18 protein-coding genes are annotated in these 23658 nt (G+C 63.5%); 9 read left to right on the top strand and 9 right to left on the bottom strand.

Annotated elements, in window-relative coordinates:
* Positions 1-46: 46 nt before the first annotated feature.
* The 9 genes from IVA98_RS34655 to IVA98_RS34615 all read right to left on the bottom strand — a co-directional run bounded on the left by IVA98_RS34655 (position 47) and on the right by IVA98_RS34615 (position 10114).
* A complete protein-coding gene (locus IVA98_RS34655; RefSeq protein ID WP_247294574.1) occupies positions 47-1276 on the bottom strand; it encodes an ABC transporter substrate-binding protein in 1230 nt (409 codons plus the stop codon).
* Positions 1277-1452: 176 nt separating this feature from the next.
* A complete protein-coding gene (locus tag IVA98_RS34650; RefSeq protein WP_247294576.1) occupies positions 1453-2670 on the bottom strand; it encodes an ABC transporter substrate-binding protein in 1218 nt (405 codons plus the stop codon).
* Between the two features lie 258 nt (positions 2671-2928).
* Entirely contained in the window at positions 2929-4155 is a 1227-nt protein-coding gene (locus IVA98_RS34645; protein WP_247356679.1) for an ABC transporter substrate-binding protein, read from the bottom strand.
* A gap of 121 nt (positions 4156-4276) precedes the next feature.
* Positions 4277-5512 (bottom strand): ABC transporter substrate-binding protein, encoded by a 1236-nt coding sequence (locus IVA98_RS34640; protein WP_247294580.1) that lies wholly within the window; start codon positions 5510-5512, stop codon positions 4277-4279.
* 42 nt (positions 5513-5554) lie between these two features.
* Complete coding sequence (locus tag IVA98_RS34635; RefSeq protein WP_247294583.1) at positions 5555-6571, bottom strand: branched-chain amino acid ABC transporter permease; 1017 nt, start codon at positions 6569-6571, stop codon at positions 5555-5557.
* A gap of 2 nt (positions 6572-6573) precedes the next feature.
* The gene (locus IVA98_RS34630; protein ID WP_247277873.1) at positions 6574-7452 is read right to left on the bottom strand and encodes a branched-chain amino acid ABC transporter permease; all 879 of its coding nucleotides are present in this window, start codon (positions 7450-7452) and stop codon (positions 6574-6576) included.
* A 221-nt stretch (positions 7453-7673) separates the two neighbouring features.
* Positions 7674-8387, bottom strand: coding sequence for an ABC transporter ATP-binding protein (locus IVA98_RS34625; protein ID WP_247277872.1), 714 nt, complete (start codon positions 8385-8387; stop codon positions 7674-7676).
* Positions 8384-9181 carry an ABC transporter ATP-binding protein gene (locus tag IVA98_RS34620; RefSeq protein ID WP_247294586.1) on the bottom strand — a complete coding sequence of 266 codons (798 nt, stop codon included), beginning with the start codon at positions 9179-9181 and terminating at the stop codon, positions 8384-8386. The genes IVA98_RS34625 and IVA98_RS34620 overlap by 4 nt, the downstream gene beginning before the upstream one ends.
* A gap of 66 nt (positions 9182-9247) precedes the next feature.
* The gene (locus IVA98_RS34615; RefSeq protein ID WP_247277870.1) at positions 9248-10114 is read right to left on the bottom strand and encodes an IclR family transcriptional regulator; all 867 of its coding nucleotides are present in this window, start codon (positions 10112-10114) and stop codon (positions 9248-9250) included.
* Between the two features lie 129 nt (positions 10115-10243).
* Between IVA98_RS34615 and IVA98_RS34610 the strand changes: the two genes are divergently transcribed.
* The 9 genes from IVA98_RS34610 (at position 10244) to IVA98_RS34570 (ending at position 23505) form a co-directional block, all read left to right on the top strand.
* Positions 10244-12340, top strand: a complete 2097-nt coding sequence (locus IVA98_RS34610; protein ID WP_247334981.1) for a 3-hydroxyacyl-CoA dehydrogenase NAD-binding domain-containing protein — start codon at positions 10244-10246, stop codon at positions 12338-12340.
* A 125-nt stretch (positions 12341-12465) separates the two neighbouring features.
* Positions 12466-14148 (top strand): dicarboxylate--CoA ligase PimA, encoded by a 1683-nt coding sequence (pimA, locus tag IVA98_RS34605; protein WP_247334982.1) that lies wholly within the window; start codon positions 12466-12468, stop codon positions 14146-14148.
* A complete protein-coding gene (locus IVA98_RS34600) occupies positions 14145-15329 on the top strand; it encodes an acetyl-CoA C-acyltransferase (RefSeq protein WP_247300234.1) in 1185 nt (394 codons plus the stop codon). Before pimA ends, IVA98_RS34600 begins: the two co-directional genes overlap by 4 nt.
* 48 nt (positions 15330-15377) lie before the next feature.
* Entirely contained in the window at positions 15378-16568 is a 1191-nt protein-coding gene (pimC, locus tag IVA98_RS34595; protein WP_247334984.1) for a pimeloyl-CoA dehydrogenase large subunit, read from the top strand.
* A gap of 130 nt (positions 16569-16698) precedes the next feature.
* The gene (gene pimD / locus IVA98_RS34590) at positions 16699-17841 is read left to right on the top strand and encodes a pimeloyl-CoA dehydrogenase small subunit (RefSeq protein WP_247356676.1); all 1143 of its coding nucleotides are present in this window, start codon (positions 16699-16701) and stop codon (positions 17839-17841) included.
* A gap of 130 nt (positions 17842-17971) precedes the next feature.
* Positions 17972-18745 (top strand): SDR family NAD(P)-dependent oxidoreductase, encoded by a 774-nt coding sequence (locus IVA98_RS34585; protein ID WP_247304906.1) that lies wholly within the window; start codon positions 17972-17974, stop codon positions 18743-18745.
* A 169-nt stretch (positions 18746-18914) separates the two neighbouring features.
* The gene (glpK, locus tag IVA98_RS34580; protein WP_247304903.1) at positions 18915-20420 is read left to right on the top strand and encodes a glycerol kinase GlpK; all 1506 of its coding nucleotides are present in this window, start codon (positions 18915-18917) and stop codon (positions 20418-20420) included.
* Between the two features lie 47 nt (positions 20421-20467).
* Positions 20468-22915, top strand: a complete 2448-nt coding sequence (locus tag IVA98_RS34575) for a penicillin acylase family protein (protein WP_247356669.1) — start codon at positions 20468-20470, stop codon at positions 22913-22915.
* The gene (locus IVA98_RS34570; RefSeq protein ID WP_247304898.1) at positions 22912-23505 is read left to right on the top strand and encodes a GNAT family N-acetyltransferase; all 594 of its coding nucleotides are present in this window, start codon (positions 22912-22914) and stop codon (positions 23503-23505) included. The genes IVA98_RS34575 and IVA98_RS34570 overlap by 4 nt, the downstream gene beginning before the upstream one ends.
* Positions 23506-23658 lie beyond the last annotated feature (153 nt).

Here is a 23658-nt window from a genome sequence, read left to right as displayed (position 1 = left end):
CTGCGCGAGCCGCGCAGGGGGTGTTCTCGTCATCTGTTTCAGAGGGCTAGCCGCCGGCTTCAGCGTTGATCACGTCGCCGAACAGCTCCCAGCGCTCGCCTTTGAAGCGCTGCAGCTGCAGCGAACTGATCGGCGCGAAATCGGTCGGCGAGGTGTTGATCTTGATGCCGGGCAGCAGCACCTCGGTGCGGAAGTCCTTCAGGGTGGCCGCCTGTTTCATGACATTCGCGCGCGTCAGGTCGTCGCCGCAGTTCTTCAGGACCTGGACCAGCGTCTGCGCAACGCCGTAGCCGACGATGGTGCCGCCGTCGGTCTTGTCGCCTTCGGGGAAGTATTTCGTCATGAAATCAAGAAATGCTTTCATGCCGGCGTCGTTGGCCCATTGCGTGTCGGTGGTGTCCTTCAGATAGGCCGCCGAGATAATACCCTGCGCGTTTTCGAAGCCTGCCGGCTTGATCACGCTTCCGACCGAGGCCGAGACGTTGTTGAGGAAGTGGGTCGGTTTCCAGCCGATCTCGGCGTTCTTCTTGATGGCCTGCGCCGCAAATTTCGGCGTGGTGATGTTGACGAAGACATCGGCGCCCGTCGCCTTCAGCTTGACGATGTGATTGTCAATGGTCGGTTCCGACGTCTCGTAGCTTTCCTCGGCTACGATCATGTTCGCGGCCTTCGAACCAAGCCCGTCCTTCAGGCCCTTGAGATAGTCCTTGCCGTAATCGTCGTTCTGAAACAGAACGGCAATCTTCGCGTTCGGCATCTCCTTCAGGATGTACTTCGCGTAGATCTGCGTCTCGCTTTGGTAATTGGGCTGCCAGCCCATCGTCCAGGGGAAGTTCTGCGGATCGTTCCACTTGGTGGCGCCGGTGGCGACGAACAGCTGCGGCACCTTTTTCGAGTTCATGTATTTCTGGATCGCCGAGTTCGGCGGCGTGCCGAGCGAGTTGAAGATGAGCAACACCTCGTCGCTCTCGACCAGCTTGCGTGCCTGCTCCACCGTCTTTGGCGGCGAATAGGCGTCGTCATAGCTGATGAAATTGATCTTGCGGCCGTTGATGCCGCCCTCGTCATTGATCTTCTTGAAATAGGCGGCTTCGGTCCGCCCGATGATGCCATAGGCGGAGGCCGGTCCGCTGTAGGGCATGATGTTGCCGATCTTGATCTCGGTGTCGGTCGCGCCGGTATCGTATTTTTTCTGGGCCGATGCAGTGGAGGCGGAGGTCGCAATGAGCGCGAGCGCCAGTGACGCGGCCGCAAATTTGCCGGTGACAGCGGGCATTCCTATCTCCCTATTTTCTTGGTGTGCGCGTCCTTCTTCTTGGCTTGATTGTTTTGGTGACGCTGCGGCAATTCAATACGATTTGTCCGAGAGCTTCAAGGAAAAGCCCCTGCGGCAAGGCCGCAGAGGCTTCGTCTTTAGTCGATTGGGGTTACATCTTTAGCGACTGGTTAAGGCTAGCCGCCGACGTCGCCGCTCAGGATCTCGCCAAATCGCTCCCAATGCTCGCCCTTGAAGCGGATCAGTTGCAGCTGCGAGAGGGGTGCGAAATCGGTGGGCGAGGTGTTGACCTTGATGCCCGGCAACAGGCCGCCAGGCTCATAGTCCTTGATGCTGGCGGCCTGCTTCATGACGTTCTCGCGGGTCAAATTGTCACCGCAGGCCTTGAGCACGTGAACGAGGCCCTGGCTCACGATGTAGGCATACATGACCGAAGCGTCGGCGCGGTTCGCTTCCGGATAGTACTTATCCAGGAACTCGTTCCAGGCGATCATCGCCGGGTCGTTCTTCCATTGCGCGTCGGTCGGGTCCTTGAAATATTGCGACGAGATGATGTCCTGCGCGTTCTCGAACCCGGCCGGCTTGATCACGCTACCGATCGAGCCCGAGACGTTGTTGAGGAAATGCAGCGGCTTCCAGCCGAGTTCGGCGTTCTTCTTGATCGCCTGCGCCGCGAATTTCGGCGTGGTGATGTTCATGAACACGTCGGCGCCCGAGGCTTTCAGTCTCACGATGTGCGAGTCGATGGTCGGCTCGGAAACCTCATAGCTGTCCTCGATGACGATCATCGAAGCCGCCTTGGCGCCGAGCCCGTCCTTGAATCCCTTCAGATAGTCCTTGCCGTAATCGTCGTTCTGATAGAGCACCGCGATCTTGGCGTCCGGTTTGTTCTTCAGGATGTATTTGGCGTAGATGATGGTCTCGCTCTGGTAGTTCGGCTGCCAGCCCATCGTCCAGGGAAAGTTCTGCGGATCGTTCCACTTGGTGGCGCCGGTGGCGACGAAGAGTTGAGGCACCTTCTTCTGGTTCATGTATTTCTGGATCGCCGAGTTCGGCGGCGTGCCGAGCGAGTTGAAGATGAGCAGCACCTCGTCGCTCTCGACCAGCTTGCGCGCCTGCTCCACCGTTTTCGGCGGCGAGTAGCCGTCGTCATAGGTGATGAAGTTGATCTTGCGGCCGTTGATGCCGCCTTCGGCGTTGATCTTGCGAAAAAAAGCTTCCTCGGTCTTGCCGATCACGCCGTAGGCGGAGGCCGGTCCGCTGTAGGGCATGATGTTGCCGATCTTGATTTCGGTGTCGGATGCACCGGTGTCGTATTTCTTCTGCGCGGACGCTGTCGTGGACAGGGTTGCAGCCAGCACGAGGGCCCCCAATCGCACATGCATTGCAGGCATCTTGATCTCCCTAGGTAGGTTTGAATGTGCCGTGTTCTTGATTGGAAGCGATCGTTGCGCGTCGCTTCGGCACACATTGAATACCCTTCCCGGGCGGCCAGCAAGGAGAACGCCCCGCCGGAGCTGTCGCAGCGGCGCGCTCTTTTTTTGAGGGGATGCGGAATATTCCGGCGCGCGAGATGCGATGCGCCGTCAATCAGCTGCGCAGAAGTTGTCTTGGAAATTGCAGGCTATTTTGAATTGCCGCGTTTGCAGCGCTCAGCGTCCGATCTCGCTGGAGATGATATCGCCGAACAGCTCCCACTTCTTGCCCCTGAAGCGCATCATCTGGAGTTGCTCGATCGGGGCGAAATCGTCCGGCGCGGTGTTGATCTTGATGCCAGGCAGCAGCGTATCGGGTTCGAAATCCTTCAGGCTTGCGGCCTGCTTCATGACGTTCTCGCGAGTGAGATCGTCGCCGCACATTTGCAGTACCTTCACCATGGTCTGCGCGGCGGCATAGCCGAACACCACGCCGGCATCGAGCTTGTTGGCCTTGGGGTCGTACTGGGCGAGGAAGTTGTAGAACTTCTTCATGCCGTCATCGGCGTTCCATTGCGGGTCGGAGCCGTCCTTGGTGTAGCTCGCCGACAGGACGCCTTGCGAGATCTCGAGGCCTGCCGGCTCCAGCACGCCGCCGACCGAGGCCGAAACGTTGGAGATGATCTGCATTGGATGCCAATTGATCTCCGCCGCCTTCTTGATCGCCTGCGCGGCGAATTTCGGGCTGGTGATGCTGATGAAGATGTCGGCGCCGGCAGCCTTCAGTTTCACGACGTGCTCGTCGACCGTCGGCTCCGACGTGTCATAGGCCTCTTCCAGCACGATCATCGAGGCCTTGGTGCCGAGGCCATCCTTCAGCCCCTTCAGATAGTCCCTGCCGAAATCGTCGTTCTGATAGAGCACGCCTATCTTTCCCTCCGGCTTCGCTTTCATGATGTACTTGGCGTAGATCCGCGCTTCGCTCGTGTAGCTCGGCTGCCAGCCCATGGTCCATGGATATTGCTTGGGATCGTTCCACTTCGATGCGCCGCTCGCCACGAACAATTGCGGCACCTTTTTCTCGTTCATGTATTTGCGGATTGCACCGTTGGTGGAGGTACCGAGCGAGCCGAAGATCAGCAGCACGCCGTCGTTCTCGACCAGCTTGCGCGCCTGCTCCACCGTCTTCGGCGGCGAATAGGCGTCGTCATAGGAGATGAACTTGATCTTGCGGCCGTTGATGCCACCCTCGGCATTGATCTTGTTGAAATAGGCCTCCTCGGTCTTGCCGATTGCGGCATAGGCGGAGGCGGGGCCGCTATAGGGCATGATGTTGCCGATCTTGATCTCGGTGTCGGACGCGCCGGTGTCGTATTTCTTTTGCGCCAGCGCCTCGCTGCTCATTGCAGTGCACAATGCGAGCGCGGCCGACAGGGCCGCAACCTGAAAACGAACGGCGGTCATTGTTCTCCCACCCCGAGATGGATCGGCGCCGCATTGAACAAGATTGGCGCCTTCCGTCAACAAAAAGCCCCCGCGATCGTTCGCGGGGGCTTCTTCAGGGCTCGGCTATCGCGTCAGCGTGTCACTCGGAGGCGACGTCGCCGCTGATGATCTCGCCGAACAGTTCCCACTTCTCACCCTTGAAGCGCTGCATCTGAAGCTGCGAAATCGGGGCGAAGTCGGTAGCGCTGGTATTGATCTTGACACCGGGCAGCAGCGTGTCTGGAGCAAAGTCCTTCAACGATGCCGCCTGCTTCATGATGTTGGCGCGGGTCAGATCGTCGCCGCACATTTCCAGCACCTTGGCCAGTGTCGACGCTGCGCCATAGCCATAGACCATGCTGGTGTCCGACTTATCGGCACCCGGCATGTACTTGTCGACGAACTCGTTCCACTTCTTCATGCCGGGATCGTTGGCCCACTGCGGATCGGTCGAATCCTTGGCATAGGCCGCAGACAGCACGCCCTGGGCATTCTCGAAGCCGGCCGGCTTCATCACGCTGCCGACCGAGATCGACACGTTGGTGAGGATCTGGAGCGGCTTCCAGCTGAGCTCGGCGGTCTTCTTGATGGTCTGGGCTGCAAACTTCGGCGTGGTGTAGATCAGCAGCACGTCGGGATTGGCGGCCTTGATCTTAACGATATGACCGTCGATCGATGGCTCGGAGACCTCGTAGCTCTCTTCCATGATGATCATGGACGAGGCCTTGGCGCCGAGTCCGTCCCTGGTGCCCTTGAGGTAGTCTTTGCCGAAATCGTCGTTCTGGTAGAGGATCGCGACCTTGGCGTCCGGCTTCTCCTTCATCAGCCATTTCGCGTAGATCTGCGCTTCGCTCTGGTAGGAGGGCTGCCAGCCCATGGTCCAGGGGAAGTTCTTCGGATCGTTCCACTTGGTGGCGCCGGTTGCGACGAATAGTTGCGGGATCTTCTTGGCGTTGAGGTATTTCTGGATCGCCGTGTTCGACGGCGTGCCGAGCGGATTGAAAACCAGCAGCACCTCGTCGCTCTCGACCAGCTTGCGCACCTGCTCGACAGCCTTCGGCGGCGAATAGCCGTCGTCATAGGTGACGAAGTTGATCTTGCGGCCGTTGATGCCGCCTTTGTCGTTGATCATCCTGAAATAGGCTTCTTCGGTCTTGCCGATGATGCCATAGGCCGACGCCGGACCGCTGTAGGGCATGATGTTGCCGATCTTGATCTCGGTATCGGACGCGCCGGTGTCGTATTTCTTTTGGGCGAGTGCAGCGCCGGAGGTGAGGGCAATGGCCGCCGTTGCCGTGATCAGCGCGGCGGCTCGCAGTGTTCTTCCAAAATGCAATTCGTTCTCCTTGGTTAAAACGACAGACTTGACGAGAGGGATTCAGTTCTTTCTGAGCTTGCCAGCGAGTTGCTGGCCCAGAATCGCGATCTGCCTTGCGCCATGCGGCACGAGGTAGATGACGAGGAACAGGAGCACGCCGAATACCGCACCCGAGAGACCCTTGGAGATGCCTTCCGCGATGTTCGGCACGAAGATGATGAAGGCCGCGCCGACGATCGAGCCGGGCAGCCAGCCGACGCCGCCGACGACCATGCCGAGGAACAGCGAGATCGCGAGCGTGATGGTGTAGCTGTCGGGCGCCACGAACTGCACGGCGATGGCGCCGAGTGAGCCGGCGATACCGGTGATGGCTGCGGAGACGCCGAAGGCCAGCGTCTTGTAGAGCGCGACGTCCACGCCCATGGCGGAGGCCGCGATCTCGTTGTCGCGGATCGCCATGAAGGCGCGGCCCGAGCGGGAGCGCAACAGGTTCACCGCGAAAATGTAGATCGCGATCGTGACCACGAGCGTGAAGTAGTACAGCCACATGTCCTGCGACATCGGCAGGCCGAACGGCGCGTCCGGCTTGGTGACGACGAGACCCTGCACGCCGCCGGTCCAGTGCTCGAGGAAGTTCAGCTTCAGAAGCTGCGGCATCGCGGTGGCGAGCGCGAAGGTTGCGAGCGCGAGATAGACCCCGGAGAGCCGCAGCGCCGGCTGCCCGAACAGGAAGCCGAAGGCGAAGCAGACCACGCCGGCGATCGGCAAGGTCAGCGCATAATTGACGTTGAAGTGCTCCATCAGCACTGCGGTCGTGTAGGCGCCGACGGCGTAGAACGCGCTCTGGCCAAGCGAGAACTGGCCCGAGCCCCCGGTCAGGATGTTCAGTGCCAGCACCGCAAGTCCGTAGATCAGGAGCATCGTCATCTGGAAGATGATGAAGTTCTTGACGAAGACGGGCGCGATGAGCAACGCCGCGAGCACCACCAGCGAGGTGCCGGTGCCCAGCGTCATGGCCCGTTTCGGAACGGCCTCGACGGCTGGCGCTTCCGTTACGACATCTTCAACTGCGCTCATGATCAAACTCGCTTGACGATGTGCCGGCCGAACAGGCCAGCGGGTTTGACGACCAGGACGGAGATGATCAGCGCGAGCGCGATCGGAAGCTTTAGCTCGTTGCCGACGCCGGGAATGTAGGTGCCGGCGAGATTCTCGAAGACACCGACCAGGAAGCCGCCGACCACGGCGCCGAACGGGCTGGTCAGCCCGCCGAGCACCGCCGCAGCGAAGCCGTAGATCAGCACGCCGCCCATCATGTTGGGCTCCAGGAACACGACCGGGGCGATCAGCATGCCGGCGATCGAGCCGATCGCCGAGGCCATGCCCCAGCCCAGTGCGATCATCCAGGAGGTGTTGATGCCGACAAGGCGCGCCGATTCAGGCACCGAGGCGGCAGCGCGCATGGCAAGGCCGATCCGCGTGTACTGGAAGAAGAAATAGAGCCCGAGCAGCAGCAGCACGGTGACGCCGATCATGCCGGCCTGGTGGGTCGAGATCAGCTGGCTGCCGAGGAACGGGGCGGAGCCGAACGGGGTCGGGTACTGCTTGATCGTGAAGTCCCAGATCAGGCCGGCCGAGGAGTTGATGATCGCGAACAGCGCGATGAAGCCGGCGACGTTGGTCAGCACCGGCGCCTTCGCCAGAGGCTTGAACAGGATGCGTTCGATCGCGATGCCACCAATGAACGAGAAGATCAGCGTGATCAGAAAGGCACCCCAATAGGGCACGCCCCATTGCATCAGCTGCCAGGAAATGAAGGTCGAGAACATCGCCATCTCGCCTTGCGCGAAGTTGAGATGGTCGATGGCCTGGTAGATCATGACAACGGCCAGCGCCATGCAGGCATAGATGGCGCCGGTGGCGATGCCGGCCAGGACTTGGTTGGTAAAAAGCTCCATCGTCCCGGCTCCCTAAAACTTGCCCGATTGGGTTTGAACTGCAACGGCGTCGAACGTCCACCTCTCCCGCAGGGAAAGGTCGGCGCGAAGCGCCGGGTGAGGGGTTTTGGTCTTCCGGTGAAGCTGCGGCCCCTCACCCGATTTGCTGCGCAAATCGACCTCTCCCCGTTGGGGAGAGGTGTACGGAGAGCGCGGGTGATTCCTTGCCATCATCCGCTCCCTCAGTAACCCAGATAGGATTTGCGGATTTCTTCGTTGTTCGCGATGTCCTTGGCTTTGCCGGACATCACGATGCGGCCGGTCTCGATCACATAGGCCTGGTCGGCGAGCTCGAGCGCGAGCTGGGCGTTCTGCTCGACCACCAGGATCGACACTTTGTCCTCGCGGTTGATCTTGCCGAGGATGCCGAACAAATCGCGCACCACCAGCGGCGCGAGGCCGAAGGAGGGCTCGTCCAGCAGCATCAGCCGCGGCCGCAGCATCAGCGCGCGGGCGACCGCGAGCATCTGCTGCTCGCCGCCGGAGAGCGTGCCGGCCTGCTGGGTGTGCCGCTGCTTCAGCACAGGGAAATGCGCGTACATGCGCTCGATGTCGGAGACGATGCCGGCGCTGTCCTTGCGGGTGATGGCCCCGAGCTGGAGGTTCTCCTCCACCGTCATGTTGGTGAAGGTGCCGCGGCCCTGCGGCACATGGGCAATGCCGAACCGCACGATGCTCTCGGTGGAGCGGTTGTTCAGCGGCTTGCCGTCGAACTCGATGCCGCCGGTCGAGCGCACCATGTTGCAGATCGCGCGCAGCGTCGTGGTCTTGCCGGCGCCGTTGGCCCCTAACAGCGTCACGAGCGAGCCCTCGTTTAGCGAGAAGGACAGGCCATGGAGCGCCTGGACCTGGCCGTAATAGGCACGCAGGTCCTTGACGTTGAGCAGCGTCGTCATTGGTCCTTGCTCCCGAGATAGGCCTTGATGACGTCGGGGTCCGCCTGCACCTGGGCGGGCGTGCCTTCCGCGAGCTTCTTGCCGAAATTGAGCGCGACGACGTGGTCGGCGATCGACATCACGAGACCCATGTGGTGCTCGACCAGGAGCACGGTCATGTGGCGATCGTCGCGGATGCGGCGGATGAGGTCGCCGAGCACATGGACTTCCTCGTGATTGAGGCCGCCGGCGGGCTCGTCGAGCAGCAGGATCTTCGGGTCCGCCGCCAGCGCGCGCGCCAGCTCGACGCGCTTCTGCGTGCCGAAGGGCAGGCCGGAAACCACGGTGTGGGCGACGTCCTCGAGATCGAGATAAGCGAGGATTTCGTGCACCTTGTTATTGACGCTGGTCTCGCTGCGCCGGACCCAGGCCAATCTCAGGGAGTCGCTGATGATGTCGCTGGAGGTCTTTGAATGGGCGCCGACACGGACATTGTCCATCACCGAAAGGTTCGGAAACAGCGCCACGTTCTGGAAGGTGCGGCCAATGCCGATCTCGGCGATCCGGTGCGGCGGCCGCGACAGGATGCTGACGCCTTCCATCAGGATGTCGCCGGACGACGGCTGGTAGAGCCGCGACAGGCAGTTGAAGAGCGTGGTCTTGCCGGCGCCGTTCGGGCCGATCAATCCGAGGATCTGCCCCTTGTGCATGTTGAAGGACACGCCGTTGAGCGCGATGATGCCGCCGAACACGACGCTGACGTCGCGAACCGCGAGCAGGGGCGATGTCCCCTGCGCGAGCTGTGCCTGCGTCATCTCGTCTCGCCCACACCGATCAGTGGGCGAAGGGGCGATGCGAACCGCTCCCGCTGATGACAAAGGCTATCTGAATCCCTCGGCCACACGCGCAACTTTTCCTCCTGATTTCAGCTTTTTGCTGACGTCTTTTTTTGAATGCGGCATCAGACCCCCGAGTGCCGCTTCGATGTTCCTTACCATCGCAAGCAGACGCGGTCCAATGTCGTTGATCAAACGCTCTTCCGTGAAACGGAATGCGGGCGCGCCGCAATTGAATGCGTAGGGCCCGGTTCCGTCGTTGAGCTTGAGCGCGACGCCGGCGGCGCCGATGTCGTCGTGCCAGTCGCCGACGGAAATCGCAAAGCCATATTTCGCCACGGTCTCGCCGGAGCGTTCCAATCCGTCGCGCATCTTCGGCCAGCGGCTGCCGTAATGCTCGCGCAGCAGACGCGACAGTTCTGCGCGATCGTCGGCATCGAGCGCCCAGAAATAGGCGCGACCCATCGCGCTGGTTGCAATCGGCACGCGGGAGCCGACGTCAAGTTGAACGCCGACGGTCTCGCTGCCGCGGCTCTGCCCGAAATAGATCATGCTGTGGCGGTCGCGGCCGCCGACGGCGACCGCGCCGCCGGTCGCGCGCATCACTTCCTCGCGGAACGGTTCGGACAAATGCCGAACACCGAGATTGGCGAGCGCCGCATAGCCAAGCGACATCGCGGCCGGTGTGAGCTGATACTTCTCGAAGCGGGGAACCGGCGCAAGATAACCGAGCTTTGTCAACGTGTAGGTCAGGCGTGACACGGTCGGCTTGGGCAGATTTGTCCGCGCCGCGATCTCCTGATTGCCGAGAAGGCCGTCATTGGGTTCGAATGCGCGCAATACGTCCAGTCCGCGGGAAAGCGCGACGACGAAATTCCGGTCGGTCGCAGTCTTCTTTCCTGTACGCTTCATCCCTGATCTGCTTCTTGCGCGGAGTCGTTGACAACGTCCGTGCTTCAAAATAACCCTGCCGTCAAGATGCGGAATTAAATTCCGCACCGCGAAATCGAACAAAAGTTAATCCCACCAAGGAGGGACACCGTGAGCGAAGTGGTCAAGCTTGAGCGTCATGATGAAGTCGGCATCGTCACGGTCGACAGCCCTCCAGTCAATGCGCTGAGTGCCGCGGTCCGCAGCGGCATTTTGGAGTGCGTCAAGGCTGCAATCGCCGATCCCGGCATCAAGGGCATCGTGCTGACCTGTGCCGGCCGCACCTTCATTGCGGGTGCCGACATCACCGAATTCGGCAAGCCGCCGAAGCCGCCCGCCCTCAACGACGTGCTGTCCGAGATCGAGAACTCGCCGAAGCCGGTCGTTGCAGCGATCCATGGCACCGCGCTCGGCGGCGGCCTCGAGGTCGCGCTCGCCTGTCATTACCGCGTCGCGGTGAAAGAGGCCAAGCTCGGCCTGCCCGAGGTGAAGCTCGGCCTGCTGCCCGGCGCGGGCGGCACCCAGCGCCTGCCGCGCGCGGTCGGTCCCGAGCTCGCCGTCAAGATGATCGTCGGCGGCGATCCCATTGGCGCTGCGGAAGCGCTGAAGAACGGGTTGATCGAGGAGATCATCGAGGGCCCGGCGTCGGGCGGCGAAGCCTTCGTCCGCAAGCTGCTGGCCGAGAAACGTCCGCTGCGCCGCCTGCGCGACGACGATTCCAAGCTCGCGGCCGCCAAGGCCGATCGTTCCATCTTCACCAATGCGGTCGCGGCCATGACCAAGAAGTCGCGCGGCCTGGAAGCGCCGTTCGCAGCGGCCGACGCCGTCGGCTACGCCATCGACCTGCCGTTCGAAGAGGGCCTGAAGAAGGAGCGGGAAGGCTTCCTCAAGCTCGTCGCCAGCGATCAGTCCAAGGCGCAGCGCTATGCCTTCTTCGCCGAGCGCGAAGCCGCCAAGATCGCGGGCATCCCTGAAGGCACCAAGCCGCGCCCGGTCAACCGTGTCGCCATCCTCGGCGCCGGCACCATGGGCGGCGGCATTGCGATGTCGTTTGCCAATGCCGGCATTCCCGTCACCCTGATCGAGACCGGGGAAGAGCAGCTCAAGCGCGGCATGGGCGTGATGCAAAAGAACTGGGAAGCGACCGCGGCACGCGGCGGCATCCCGGCCGATGCGCCTGCCAAGCGCATGGCGCTGATCAACGGCAAGGTCGGGATCGAGAACGTCGGCGATGCCGACCTCGTCATCGAGGCCGTGTTCGAGACCATGGCGGTGAAGAAGGAAGTGTTCGGCAAGCTCGACCAGTTCGCCAAGCCCGGCGCGGTGCTCGCCTCCAACACCTCGTATCTCAACATCGACGAGATCGCGAAGTCGACCAAGCGTCCGCAGGACGTTCTCGGGATGCACTTCTTCTCGCCGGCCAACGTCATGAAGCTGTGCGAGATCGTGCGCGCCGACAAGACTGCGCCCGATGCGTTGGTCACCGCTGTCAATATTGCACGCAAGATCGCAAAGGTGCCGGCCGTGGTTGGCGTGTGCGACGGCTTCGTCGGCAACCGCATGCTGGCGCAGCGCGGCAAGCAGGCCGAGAAGCTGCTGTTCGAAGGCGCTTTGCCGCAGCAGGTCGATGCCGTCGTGACCAAGTTCGGCATGCCGATGGGACCGTTCGCGATGGGCGATCTCGCCGGCCTCGACATCGGCTGGCGCTCGCGGAAAGATCGCGGCATCAAGTCGGAGATCGCGGATGCGCTCTGCGAAGCCGGCCGCTTCGGCCAGAAGACCGGCAAGGGCTACTACAAGTATGAAGGCGGCAGCCGCGCGCCGCTGCCCGATCCCGAGGTCGAGAAGCTGATCGACGAGACGCTGGCCCGCCTCGGCCGCAAGAAGCGTGTCGTCAGCGACGAGGAGATCCTCGAGCGCATGATGTATCCGATGATCAACGAGGGCGCGAAGATCCTCGAAGAGGGCATTGCGGCACGCCCCTCCGACATCGACGTGGTCTGGCTCTACGGCTATGGCTGGCCGATCTACCGCGGCGGCCCGATGTTCTGGGCCGACAGCGTCGGCCTCAAGCACATCGCCGACCGCTTGTCGTTCTACGCCAAGGAGACCAACGACCCGAGCCTCGAGCCCGCGCCGCTCCTGAAGAAACTCGCGGATGAGGGCAAGACGTTCGCGTCGCTGGCGGCTGCGTCGAAAGCGGCTTGATGGAGCTTCGCGCTCCAACTCTCAGTCATTCCGGGGCGCCCGAAGGGCGAACCCGGAACCTCGAGATTCCGGGTTCGATGCTTCGCATCGCTCCGGAATGACGCTTTGTTGGACTTGAGACCTTAATGACCCATCCCGGCGAACAGTTTTATCCCGAGGGCGTGCATTGGGACGACACCATCGTCCAGGGCACGCTGCCCGACCTGCTGTCGCAGGCCGCCGCCGATTACGGCGCGCGCACCGCGATCGAGTTTCGCGACCGACCCATCACTTATACCGCGCTTGCCGCGATGGCCGAGCGCGCCGCCGCGGCCTTCCTGCGCGCCGGCTGTGGCAGGAACAGCTCGGTCGCACTGTTCCTCGGCAACACGCCCGATCATCCCGTCAGTTTCTTCGGTGCGCTCAAGGCCGGCGCCCGCGTCGCGCATCTGTCGCCGCTCGACGGCGAGATCGCGCTGACCCACAAGGTCGCCGATTCCGGCTCGCGCCTGCTCGTCACCTCCAACCTTGCCGCGCTGCTGCCGACCGCGCTGAAATTCCTGGAGAAGGGGCTGATCGATCGCCTCGTCGTCTGCGAGGACGACGATTGGGGCAAGGTCGGCACGCCGCAGGCGGCGATCCCCGATGATCCCCGCATCGTCACGTTCAAAGCCTTCGTGGAGGGCGCGGCCGCGCCGGCCGAGTGGCCGAACGTGACGGCCGAAGACGTGGCGCTGCTGCAATATACCGGCGGCACCACCGGCCTGCCCAAGGGCGCGATGCTGACGCACGGCAATCTCACCGCGGCGGTGTCGATCTACGACGTCTGGGGCAAGCCGGCGCGCGCCGCGCGCGGCGATGTCGTCGAGCGCGTGATCTGCGTGCTGCCGCTGTTTCACATTTATGCGCTCACCGTCGTGCTGCTCTCCTCGCTCCGCCGCGGCAATCTGATCTCGCTGCATCAGCGCTTCGACGTCGAAGCGGTGATGCGCGACATTGAGATCAAGCACGCGACGTACTTTCCGGGCGTGCCGACGATGTGGATCGCGATTGCGGCGCTGCCCGACCTCGACAAGCGCGACTTCTCCTCGCTTGCTACCATCGGCTCTGGCGGTGCACCGCTGCCGGTGGAGATCGCGAGCTTCTTCGAGCGCAAGGTCGGCAAGAAGCTACGCAGCGGCTGGGGCATGACCGAGACCTGCTCGCCCGGCACCGGCCATCCGCCTGTTGGTCCCGACAAGCCGGGTTCGATCGGTCTGATGCTGCCGGGCATCGAGCTCGACGTGGTCGCGCTGGACGATCCCAGACGCGTGCTGCCGCCGGGCGAAGTCGGTGAGATCCGCATCAAGGGCCCGAACGTCACCAAGGGTTATTGGAACAAGCCGGAAGGGTCCGCGGAGGCCTTCGTCGACGGCCGTTTCCTCACCGGCGACATCGGCTACATGGATCAGGACGGCTATTTCTTCCTGGTCGACCGCAAGAAGGACATGATCATCTCCGGCGGCTTCAACGTCTATCCGCAGATGATCGAGCAGGCGATCTACACCGTCCCCGGTGTGCACGAGGTGATCGTGCTCGGCATTCCCGATCCCTATCGCGGCGAGGCCGCCAAGGCCTTTATCAAGCTGAAGCCGGAAGCCAAACCGTTCTCGCTCGACGAGCTGCGCACCCAGCTCGCTGGCAAGCTCGGCAAGCATGAATTGCCGGCCGCAGTCGAGTTCGTCGACGATCTGCCGCGCACGCCGGTCGGAAAATTGTCGCGCCACGAATTGCGCCAGCAGCAGAAATCGTCACAATCCACCAAAACCGCATCAGGAGGTCGCTCTTGACCGACGCCGTCATCGTTTCCACCGCCCGCACGCCGATCGGCAAGGCCTATCGCGGCGCGCTCAACGCCACCGAGGGCGCGACCCTGCTCGGCCACGCCATCGGCGAGGCCGTCGCCCGCGCCAAGGTCGATCCCAAGGAGGTCGAGGACGTCGTGATGGGTGCAGCGCTCCAGCAGGGCGCGACCGGCGGCAACATCGCGCGCAAGGCGCTGTTGCGCGCCGGCCTTCCCGTCACCGTCGCCGGCACCACCATCGACCGGCAATGCGCCTCGGGCCTGCAGGCGATCGCGCTCGCGGCGCGCTCGGTGATCTTCGACGGCGTCGAGATCGCGGTCGGCGGCGGCGGCGAGTCGATCAGCCTCGTGCAGAACGACAAGATGAACGGCTTCCACGCCCAGGATCCGGCGCTGCTCAAGATGAAGGGCGAGGTCTACATGCCCATGATCGACACGGCCGAGGTCGTCGCCAAGCGCTACGGCATCTCGCGCGAACGCCAGGACGAATATTCGCTGGAGAGCCAGCGCCGCACCGCGGCCGCGCAGCAGGGCGGCAAGTTCAAGGACGAACTCGCGCCGATCACCACGCAGATGGCGGTTACCGACAAGGCGACCGGTACGGTCTCGATGAAAGAAGTCACGCTGTCGCAGGACGAAGGTCCGCGTCCGGAGACCACCGCTGAAGGCCTCGCCGGCCTCAAGCCCGTGCGCGGCGACGGTTTCACCATCACCGCCGGCAATGCCAGCCAGCTTTCCGACGGCGCCAGCGCCTCCGTCATCATGAGCGACAAGGAAGCGGCCAAGCGCGGCCTCAAGCCGCTCGGCATCTTCCGCGGCTTCGTCTCCGCCGGCTGCGAGCCGGACGAGATGGGCATCGGCCCGGTTTTCGCCGTGCCGCGCCTGCTCAAGCGTCATGATCTCACGGTTGACGACATCGGCCTGTGGGAGCTCAACGAGGCCTTCGCGGTGCAGGTGCTGTATTGCCGCGACAAGCTCGGCATCGACCCCGACAAGATCGTCAATGGCGGCGCGATCTCGGTCGGCCATCCCTATGGCATGTCGGGTGCGCGCCTCACCGGCCACGCTCTGATCGAAGGCCGCCGCCGCAAGGCGAAGTACGCGGTCGTCACCATGTGCGTCGGCGGCGGCATGGGCGCGGCGGGACTTTTCGAGGTGTTGCAATAGTTCACCGTCTGGCTTTCGCCAGGACGACGAAGCTCACAGGAGGATCCGATGGATCTCGCATTCACGAAAGAAGAGCAGGCGTTTCGCGAGGAAGTGCGGCAGTTCTTGCGCGACAACGTGCCGCCGGATACGCGGCGCAAGCTGGTCGAGGGCCGCCACCTCTCGAAGGACGAGATGGTGACATGGTGGCGCATCCTCAACAAGAAGGGCTGGGGCGTCAGCCACTGGCCGAAGGAATATGGCGGCACGGGGTGGACAAGCGTGCAGCACTACATCTTCAACGAGGAGCTGCAGTCCTATCCGGCGCCGCAGCCGCTCGCCTTCGGCGTCAGCATGGTCGGCCCGGTCATCTACACCTTCGGCAACGAGGAGCAGAAGAAGAAGTACCTGCCGCGCATCGCCAATGTCGACGATTGGTGGTGCCAGGGATTTTCGGAGCCCGGCTCCGGCTCCGATCTCGCCTCGCTGAAGACGAAAGCCGAGCGCAAGGGCGACAAATGGATCATCAACGGCCAGAAGACCTGGACCACGCTGGCCCAGCACGCCGACATGATCTTCTGCCTCTGCCGCACCGATCCCGCCGCAAAGAAGCAGATGGGCATCTCCTTCATCGTGTTCTCGATGAAGTCGAAAGGCGTCACCGTGCGTCCGATCCAGACCATCGACGGCGGCGTCGAGGTCAACGAGGTTTTCTTCGACGACGTCGAAGTGCCCTACGAGAACCTGATCGGCGAGGAGAACAAGGGCTGGGACTACGCCAAATTCCTGCTCGGCAATGAGCGCACCGGCATTGCCCGCGTCGGCGTCTCCAAGGAGCGCATCCGCCGCATCAAGGATCTGGCGTCGAAGGTCGAGTCCGGCGGCAAGCCGATCATCCAGGATCCCGCCTTCCGCGAGAAGCTCGCGGCCTGCGAGATCGAGCTGAAAGCGCTCGAGCTGACCCAGCTTCGCGTCGTCGCCGACGAAGGCAAGCACGGCAAGGGCAAGCCCAATCCGGCTTCGTCCGTGCTGAAGATCAAGGGCTCCGAGATCCAGCAGACCACCACCGAGCTGTTGATGGAAGTGATCGGCCCGTTCGCCGCGCCTTACGACCTGCACGGGGATGACGGCTCCAACGAGGCCATGGACTGGACCGCCCAGATCGCACCGAGCTACTTCAACAACCGCAAGGTCTCGATCTACGGCGGCTCCAACGAGATCCAGCGCAACATCATCGCCAAGGCGGTGCTGGGGCTTTAGCGTCATTCCGGGGCGCGCGTCAGCGCGAACCCGGAATCTCGCGCCACATCTCTGGATTCCGGGTCCACGCGCTACCGCGCGTGTCCCGGAATGACGAAGCATAAATTCCGGGTACGAGGAACCAAGCAACATGGATTTTGACCTGTCCGAGGAGCAGCGGCTTCTCAAGGAAAGCATCGACGGCCTCTTGACCGATTCCTACGATTTCGAGAGCCGCAAGAAGTACATGAAGGAGAAGGGCGGCTGGAGCAAAACCGTCTGGCTCAAGCTCGCCGAGCAGGGCCTGCTCGGCCTGCCCTTCGCAGAGGCCGATGGCGGCTTCGGTGGCGGCGGCGTCGAGACCATGATCGTGATGGAAGCGCTCGGCAAGGCGCTGGTGCTTGAGCCTTATCTCGCCACGGTGGTGATCGGCGGCGGCTTCCTGCGCCATGCTGGCAGCGAGGCGCAGAAGGCCGCGCACGTGCCGGGGATCATCGACGGCAGCAAGACGCTGGCGTTCGCCCAGCTCGAGAAGAACTCGCGCTACGATCTGTTCGACGTCACCACGACGGCGAAGAAGAAGGGCGACGGTTGGGTGATCGACGGCGAGAAGTTCGTCGTGCTCAACGGCGAGAACGCCGACACCCTGATCGTCACCGCGCGCACCAAGGGCGAGCGCCGCGATCATAAGGGCATCGGCGTGTTCCTGGTACCCGCCAATGCAAAAGGCGTAGCTAAGAAGGGCTATCCGACCCAGGACGGCCTGCATGCTGCCGACGTCACCTTCACCGGCGTCGAAATCGGCGCGGATTCCGTGCTCGGCAACCCCGAGGATTCGCTCGCGCTGATCGAGCGCGTCGTCGACGAGGCCCGCATCGCGCTCTGCGCCGAGGCGGTCGGCCTGATGGACGAGTCGCTCAAGACCACGGTCGAGTACATCAAGACGCGAAAGCAGTTCGGCGTTCCGATCGGCTCGTTCCAGTCGCTCCAGCACCGCGCCTCCGACATGTTCGTCGCAGCCGAGCAGGCGCGCTCGATGTCGATGTTCGCGACCATGGCCGGTGATTTCGAGGACGCCAGGGAGCGCAGCAATGCGATCGCCGCGGCCAAGGTGCAGATCGGCAAGTCGACCAAATTCGTCGGCCAGCAGTCGATCCAGCTCCACGGCGGCATCGGCATGACCATGGAGGCGAAGATCGGCCACTACTTCAAGCGCCTCACCATGATCGAAAATACCTTTGGCGACACCGACTACCACCAGCGCCGTGTCGCCGACGCGGGCGGATTGATCTAGTCTTACGACGCCTGTCGTCCCCCGCGAAAGCGGGGGACCCAGTACACCGCGGCTTCTCGATTCCAGCCGCGCCGTTTCTCGCCTTCGCGGGCGATGACACTGAGTATGCGGCCATAGCGGAGCCCAACAAATGAAAAACACCCCGTTCGATCTCACCGGCAAGGTCGCCGTCGTCACCGGCTCCAGCCGCGGCATCGGCCGCTCCTCCGCCGAGCTGCTGGCAAAATTAGGAGCCAAGGTCGTGGTCTCCTCGCGCAAGGCGGATGCCTGCAAGGAGGTCGCCGACGGCATCATTGCCGGCGGCGGCGATGCCATCGTCATTCCCTGCAACATCGCGCGCAAGAACGAGGTCGAGGCGCTGATCTCCGGCGCAACGAAGCACTACGGGAAGGTCGACATCCTCGTCTGCAATGCCGCAGTGAACCCCTATTACGGCCCACTGCTCGACATTACCGACGAAGCCTTCGACAAGATCATGGGCTCGAACGTCAAGAGCAACATCTGGCTCTCCGCGCTCGCGATCCCTGAGATGGCCGAGCGCGGCAATGGCTCCGTCATCATCATCTCCTCGATCGGCGGCTTGCGCGGCTCCACCGTGATCGGCGCCTACGGCATCTCGAAAGCCGCCGACTTCGCGTTGTGCCGCTCGCTCGCCGGCGAATGGGGCCCCAAAGGCGTCCGCGTCAACTGCATCGCGCCCGGCCTCGTCAAGACCGATTTCGCCCGCGCGCTCTGGGAAGACGAAGCCAATCTGAAACGCCGCACCGCCACCACGCCGCTCCGCCGCATCGGCGAACCCGACGAAATCGCCGGCGCCGTCGCCTACCTCGCCTCCGACGCATCGAGCTTCATGACCGGCCAGACCATCGTCATCGACGGCGGCGTCACCACGGCAGCGGTGTAGCCGGCGAAACCACGTTCAGTTGCATCGAGGCGCGGCTTCTCTTACCCTGACCCTCCAGGGGAAGGTAAGCGGAGAGCCGCCTTGACCTCTTGCCGGCAATCCCGTTTTCTTGCCGCGACACAATGATCCCTTCCAGGGAAACGCCAAGAAAACGCCAGAGATAGCCGCCATGTCTTTCGTCCTCGCCATCGACCAGGGCACCACCTCTTCGCGCGCCATCGTGTTTCGCAGCGACATTTCGATCGCGGCGAAGGCCCAGGCCGAGTTTCCGCAGCATTTCCCGGCCTCGGGATGGGTCGAGCACGAGCCGGAGGACATCTGGACCTCGACCGTGATGGTGTGCCGCGAGGCGATCGCGCAGGCCGGCATCAATGCAAAGGACATCGCCGCGATCGGCATCACCAACCAGCGCGAGACCACCGTGGTGTGGGACCGCGCCACCGGTCAGGCCGTGCACCGCGCCATCGTCTGGCAGGACCGCCGCACCGCCGACATCTGCGCCAAGCTGAAAGCCAACGGCCGCGAGCCCGTGATCTCGCAGAAGACCGGCCTGATCATCGATCCCTATTTCTCCGGCACCAAGGTGGCCTGGATCCTCGATCACGTTCCCGGTGCGCGGGCGCGCGCCGCGCGCGGCGAGCTGATGTTCGGCACCATCGACTGCTATCTGCTCTGGCGCCTCACCGGCGGCAAGGTGCATGCCACCGATGCCACCAATGCCTCGCGCACGCTGCTGTTCAACATCCACACCGGCCAGTGGGACGACGAGCTCTTGGAGATCATCGGCGTGCCGCGCTCGATGCTGCCCGAGGTGAAGGACTCTTCCGCCCGCTTCGGCGAGAGCACGCCCGACCTGTTCGGCGGGCCCATTGCGATATCAGGCATCGCTGGCGACCAGCAGGCCGCGACCATCGGTCAGGCCTGCTTCCGCCCGGGCATGATGAAGTCGACCTACGGCACCGGCTGCTTTGCGCTGCTCAACACCGGCACCACGCCTGTGGTGTCGAAGAACAAGCTGCTCACCACCGTCGCCTATCAGCTCGACGGCAAGCGCACCTACGCGCTGGAAGGTTCGATCTTCGTGGCAGGCTCGGCGGTGCAATGGCTGCGCGATGGCCTTGGCATCATCAAGCACGCCGCCGAAACCGGCCCGCTCGCCGACCAGTCCGATTCCACGCAGAGCGTCTATCTCGTTCCTGCCTTCGTCGGCATGGGCGCACCCTATTGGAATCCGCGCGTGCGTGGCGCCTTGTTCGGCCTCACCCGCAACACCGGCCCTGCCGAGCTCGCCCACGCCGCGCTGGAAAGCGTGTGCTACCAGACGTTTGACCTCTGGGCCGCGATGCGCGCGGACTGGCCGAGCTCGGAAACGGCCAGCGTCGTGCTCCGCGTCGACGGCGGCATGACAGCATCCGACTGGACCATGCAGCGCCTCGCCGATCTCCTGGACGCCCCGGTCGATCGCCCCGTGATCCAGGAGACCACGGCCTTAGGGGCTGCCTACCTCGCCGGTCTCCAGGCGGGCGTCTATCCCGAGCCGACAAAATTCGCCGACAACTGGCGCCTCGAGCACCGCTTCAAGCCGAACATGAGCCAGGCGACGCGCGAGCGAAAGCTGGCCGGATGGGCAAGAGCGGTGAAGGGCGTGCTGGCGAGCGACGAGGGGGAGGGGTAAGCGGATTCACGTCGCTCGCTCAAATAACAACAACGGGAGAAACGACAATGAACACGGATATCAACCGGGTCATGCGGGCGCTGTGCAGCGCGGCGGTCTGCAGCGTGCTGCTTGCTTCCGGCGCAACCGCACGCGAAAAGGAGAACCCGCTCTCGAACGCGCGTCAGGTCAAGACCGACGTCGCCGGCCTCAATGCGCCCGCCAGGATCCTGGTCGACGTCTGGGGCATTCCGCACATCTATGCCGGTAACGAGCACGACCTGTTCTTTCTGCAGGGTTTCAACGCCGCGCGCGACCGCCTCTGGCAGATCGATCTCTGGCGTAAGCGGGGGCTCGGGCTGCTCGCCCGGGATTTCGGCCCGGCCTATGCCGAGCAGGATAAGGCGCTGCGGCTCTTCCTGTATCGCGGCGACATGAATGCGGAGTGGGCGTCCTATGGCCCCAGGGCGAAGACCTACGCGGAAGCGTTCGTTGCCGGCATCAATGCCTATGTCGCGGATGTCCGCGATGGCAAGCGGCCGCTGCCGATCGAGTTCAGGATCGCCGGCACCAGGCCGGATCTCTGGACCGCGGACGACGTGGTCCGTATTCGCAGCCATGGGCTCACCCGCAACATCGCCTCGGAGGTCAAGCGCTCGCTGGTTGCCTGCGCGGCAGGACTCGAGGCCGATCGGTTTCGCGTCAAGCTCGAGCCGGCCTGGACGACGAAAGTCCCCGATGGCCTCGATCCCTGTAGCGTCCCGAAGGCGGTGCTCGCGGCCTATGACCTTGCGACGCGCCCGGTCGCCTTTCCGCAGCCGAAAGACCGACAGGCCGCGCTCGCGCATGATCCCGACACCTATCTGGACGCGGCCGATCAACAGCGCGACACCCTCGGCTCCAACAATTGGGTGATCGCGCCTTCGCGCACCGCGACCGGACGCCCGATCCTCGCCAACGATCCGCATCGCGAGCACAGCGTGCCGTCGCTGCGCTATATCGTCGGGTTGAATGCGCCCGGCCTTTCCGTGATCGGCGCCGGTGAGCCGGCGCTGCCCGGCATCTCGATCGGCCATAACGGCACCATTGCCTTTGGCCTCACCATCTTCAATGTCGACCAGGAAGACCTCTACGTCTATGAGCTCAATCCGCAAAATCCCAATCAGTACCGTTACGGCAATGGCTGGGAGGACATGCGCATCGTCCACGAGACCGAGCAGGTGAAAGGCGAGGGCGATCGCGACGTCGAGCTGAAGTTCACCCGGCACGGTCCGGTGATTTCTGTCGATGAAGGCAACAAGCGCGCCTTCGCGGTGCGCTCGATCTGGTTCGAGCCCGGCACTTCCGCCTATTTCGGCTCGTCCGACTACATGACCGCGAAGGACTGGAACGGCTTTCTCGCGGCGATGCGGCGCTGGGGCGCGCCCTCGGAGAACCAGGTCTATGCCGACACGCGCGGCAGTATCGGCTGGGTTGCCGCGGGCAAGACTCCGCGCCGCGTCAACTATGACGGCCTGATGCCGGTGCCCGGCGACGGCCGCTATGATTGGCAGGGCTTTCTGTCGCTCGACGATCTGCCAAAAGCCTATCAGCCCAAGCAGGGCTTTCTGGCCACCGCCAATCAGATGAACCTTCCGTCCGATTACCCCATCAGCGAACGCAAGGTCGGCTTCGAATGGGCTGACAGCGCCCGCTGGCAGCGCATTGTTGAGGTGCTCCAGGCCAACAGCAAGGTTACACTCGCCGACGCCATGGATTTGCAGAACGACGATACCGCGATGCTGGGGCGGCGCCTCGTCAAGCTGCTGCAGCCTCTGACTTCGGACGATGCCAATGTGAAGAAGGGTCTCGAGCTGTTGAGGCCATGGGACGCGCGCGATGCCGCCGACAGTGCCGCCGCCGCATTGTTCGAGGTCTGGATCGCCAATCATCTCGGCCCCACGCTGCTGAAGACCACGGCGCCCAAGGCGGTGGCCCTGATCGCGCCCGAGGCATCCAGCATTTCGGCGATCGTCGCCTATCTCGAGTCCCCTGATGCCGCGCTCGGCGCCGATCCCGCTGCCGCACGCGACCAGATCCTGCGCGAGAGCTTGGGCGCTGCGGTTGCCGACGTCGCCGGCAAGCTCGGGGACGATGCATCCAGCTGGCGCTGGGGCCGCCTGCATGTCGCCAAGTTCGACCACGCGCTGATCCCGCTTGCCGACAAGGCGACCGCAGCGCAAATGTCGGTGGGCCCGCTCGCCTTCGGCGGCGCAGCCAACGTTCCGCGCGCCGCCACCTATCGCCGCTCCGACTACCAGCTCATCTCAGGCGCCTCGTTTCGGATGGTGCTCGATGTCGGCAATTGGGACGCGAGCCGCACCATCAACACGCCGGGGCAATCCGGCGATCCCTTCAGCGGCCACTACCGCGACCTCGCCCCGCTCTGGGCGACCGGACAATATGTGCCGCTGCTCTACAGCCAAGCCGCGGTCGAAGCCGCCACCGCAGAAGCCATCACGCTGACGCCGCGATGATGATACCGGACGGCTATTCCGACGTGCCCGCCGGCAAGATCGCAGCCGTCGTCACGCATTTGGAGATGACCGCACCTCCGGCGCGCCGCGACGATCCCCCTGGCGCGTGGACCCTGCGCAAGGTGGATACCCCCGCGCTTTATTGGTATCGCGACCTCTTCCGCCGTGTCGGCGAGGAGTGGTTGTGGTTCTCGCGAGCCCGCATGACCGATGCAGAGCTCGCTGCGATCATCCACGCGCCTGGCATCGAGGTCTACGCCCTGGTCGTGGACGGAAGCGACGAAGGCCTGCTCGAGCTCGACTTCCGCGAGCCCGGCCAGTGCGAGCTGACCTATTTCGGCGTCACCGCTGGGCTAATCGGCACCGGCGCCGCGCGCTTCCTGATGAACCGCGCGTTGGAGCTTGCGTGGTCACGCGACGTCCGTCGGGTCTGGGTCCACACCTGCACACTCGATCATCCATCGGCCGTTGCCTTCTACCAGCGCTCCGGCTTCCGCGCCTTCCGCCGCCAGATCGAGGTGGCGGATGATCCGCGCCTTGACGGAACGCTGCGGCGGTCGGCGGCGAAGCATGTGCCAATTATTGATTAATCGCAGCCGTCCCCCCACCGTCGTTGCGAGGAGCTCTTGCGACGAAGCAAATCCAGACTGTCTTCGCAGAGAGATTCTGGATTGGTTCGCGGACCCTGTCATCGGGCCGCGCTTCGCGCGGACCCGTTGGCTCGCGATGACGGCGTGTGACCG

This window comes from Bradyrhizobium sp. 160 (assembly GCF_023073735.1).
Lineage (GTDB): Bacteria > Pseudomonadota > Alphaproteobacteria > Rhizobiales > Xanthobacteraceae > Bradyrhizobium.
Note: the sequence above shows the minus strand (reverse complement) of the source record. Positions and strands in the feature narration are given on the sequence as shown.

What these genes read in the sequence shown, in the direction of transcription:
- pimD (WP_247356676.1), top strand. Translation starts at nt 16,699, where the DNA reads ATGGATTTTGACCTGTCCGAGGAGCAGCGGCTTCTCAAGGAAAGCATC.
- IVA98_RS34625 (WP_247277872.1), bottom strand. Translation starts at nt 8,387, where the DNA reads ATGACGACGCTGCTCAACGTCAAGGACCTGCGTGCCTATTACGGCCAG.
- IVA98_RS34585 (WP_247304906.1), top strand. Translation starts at nt 17,972, where the DNA reads ATGAAAAACACCCCGTTCGATCTCACCGGCAAGGTCGCCGTCGTCACC.
- IVA98_RS34650 (WP_247294576.1), bottom strand. Translation starts at nt 2,670, where the DNA reads ATGCCTGCAATGCATGTGCGATTGGGGGCCCTCGTGCTGGCTGCAACC.
- IVA98_RS34575 (WP_247356669.1), top strand. Translation starts at nt 20,468, where the DNA reads ATGAACACGGATATCAACCGGGTCATGCGGGCGCTGTGCAGCGCGGCG.
- IVA98_RS34570 (WP_247304898.1), top strand. Translation starts at nt 22,912, where the DNA reads ATGATGATACCGGACGGCTATTCCGACGTGCCCGCCGGCAAGATCGCA.
- IVA98_RS34620 (WP_247294586.1), bottom strand. Translation starts at nt 9,181, where the DNA reads ATGACGCAGGCACAGCTCGCGCAGGGGACATCGCCCCTGCTCGCGGTT.
- pimA (WP_247334982.1), top strand. Translation starts at nt 12,466, where the DNA reads ATGACCCATCCCGGCGAACAGTTTTATCCCGAGGGCGTGCATTGGGAC.
- IVA98_RS34655 (WP_247294574.1), bottom strand. Translation starts at nt 1,276, where the DNA reads ATGCCCGCTGTCACCGGCAAATTTGCGGCCGCGTCACTGGCGCTCGCG.
- glpK (WP_247304903.1), top strand. Translation starts at nt 18,915, where the DNA reads ATGTCTTTCGTCCTCGCCATCGACCAGGGCACCACCTCTTCGCGCGCC.
- pimC (WP_247334984.1), top strand. Translation starts at nt 15,378, where the DNA reads ATGGATCTCGCATTCACGAAAGAAGAGCAGGCGTTTCGCGAGGAAGTG.
- IVA98_RS34645 (WP_247356679.1), bottom strand. Translation starts at nt 4,155, where the DNA reads ATGACCGCCGTTCGTTTTCAGGTTGCGGCCCTGTCGGCCGCGCTCGCA.
- IVA98_RS34615 (WP_247277870.1), bottom strand. Translation starts at nt 10,114, where the DNA reads ATGAAGCGTACAGGAAAGAAGACTGCGACCGACCGGAATTTCGTCGTC.
- IVA98_RS34630 (WP_247277873.1), bottom strand. Translation starts at nt 7,452, where the DNA reads ATGGAGCTTTTTACCAACCAAGTCCTGGCCGGCATCGCCACCGGCGCC.
- IVA98_RS34635 (WP_247294583.1), bottom strand. Translation starts at nt 6,571, where the DNA reads ATGAGCGCAGTTGAAGATGTCGTAACGGAAGCGCCAGCCGTCGAGGCC.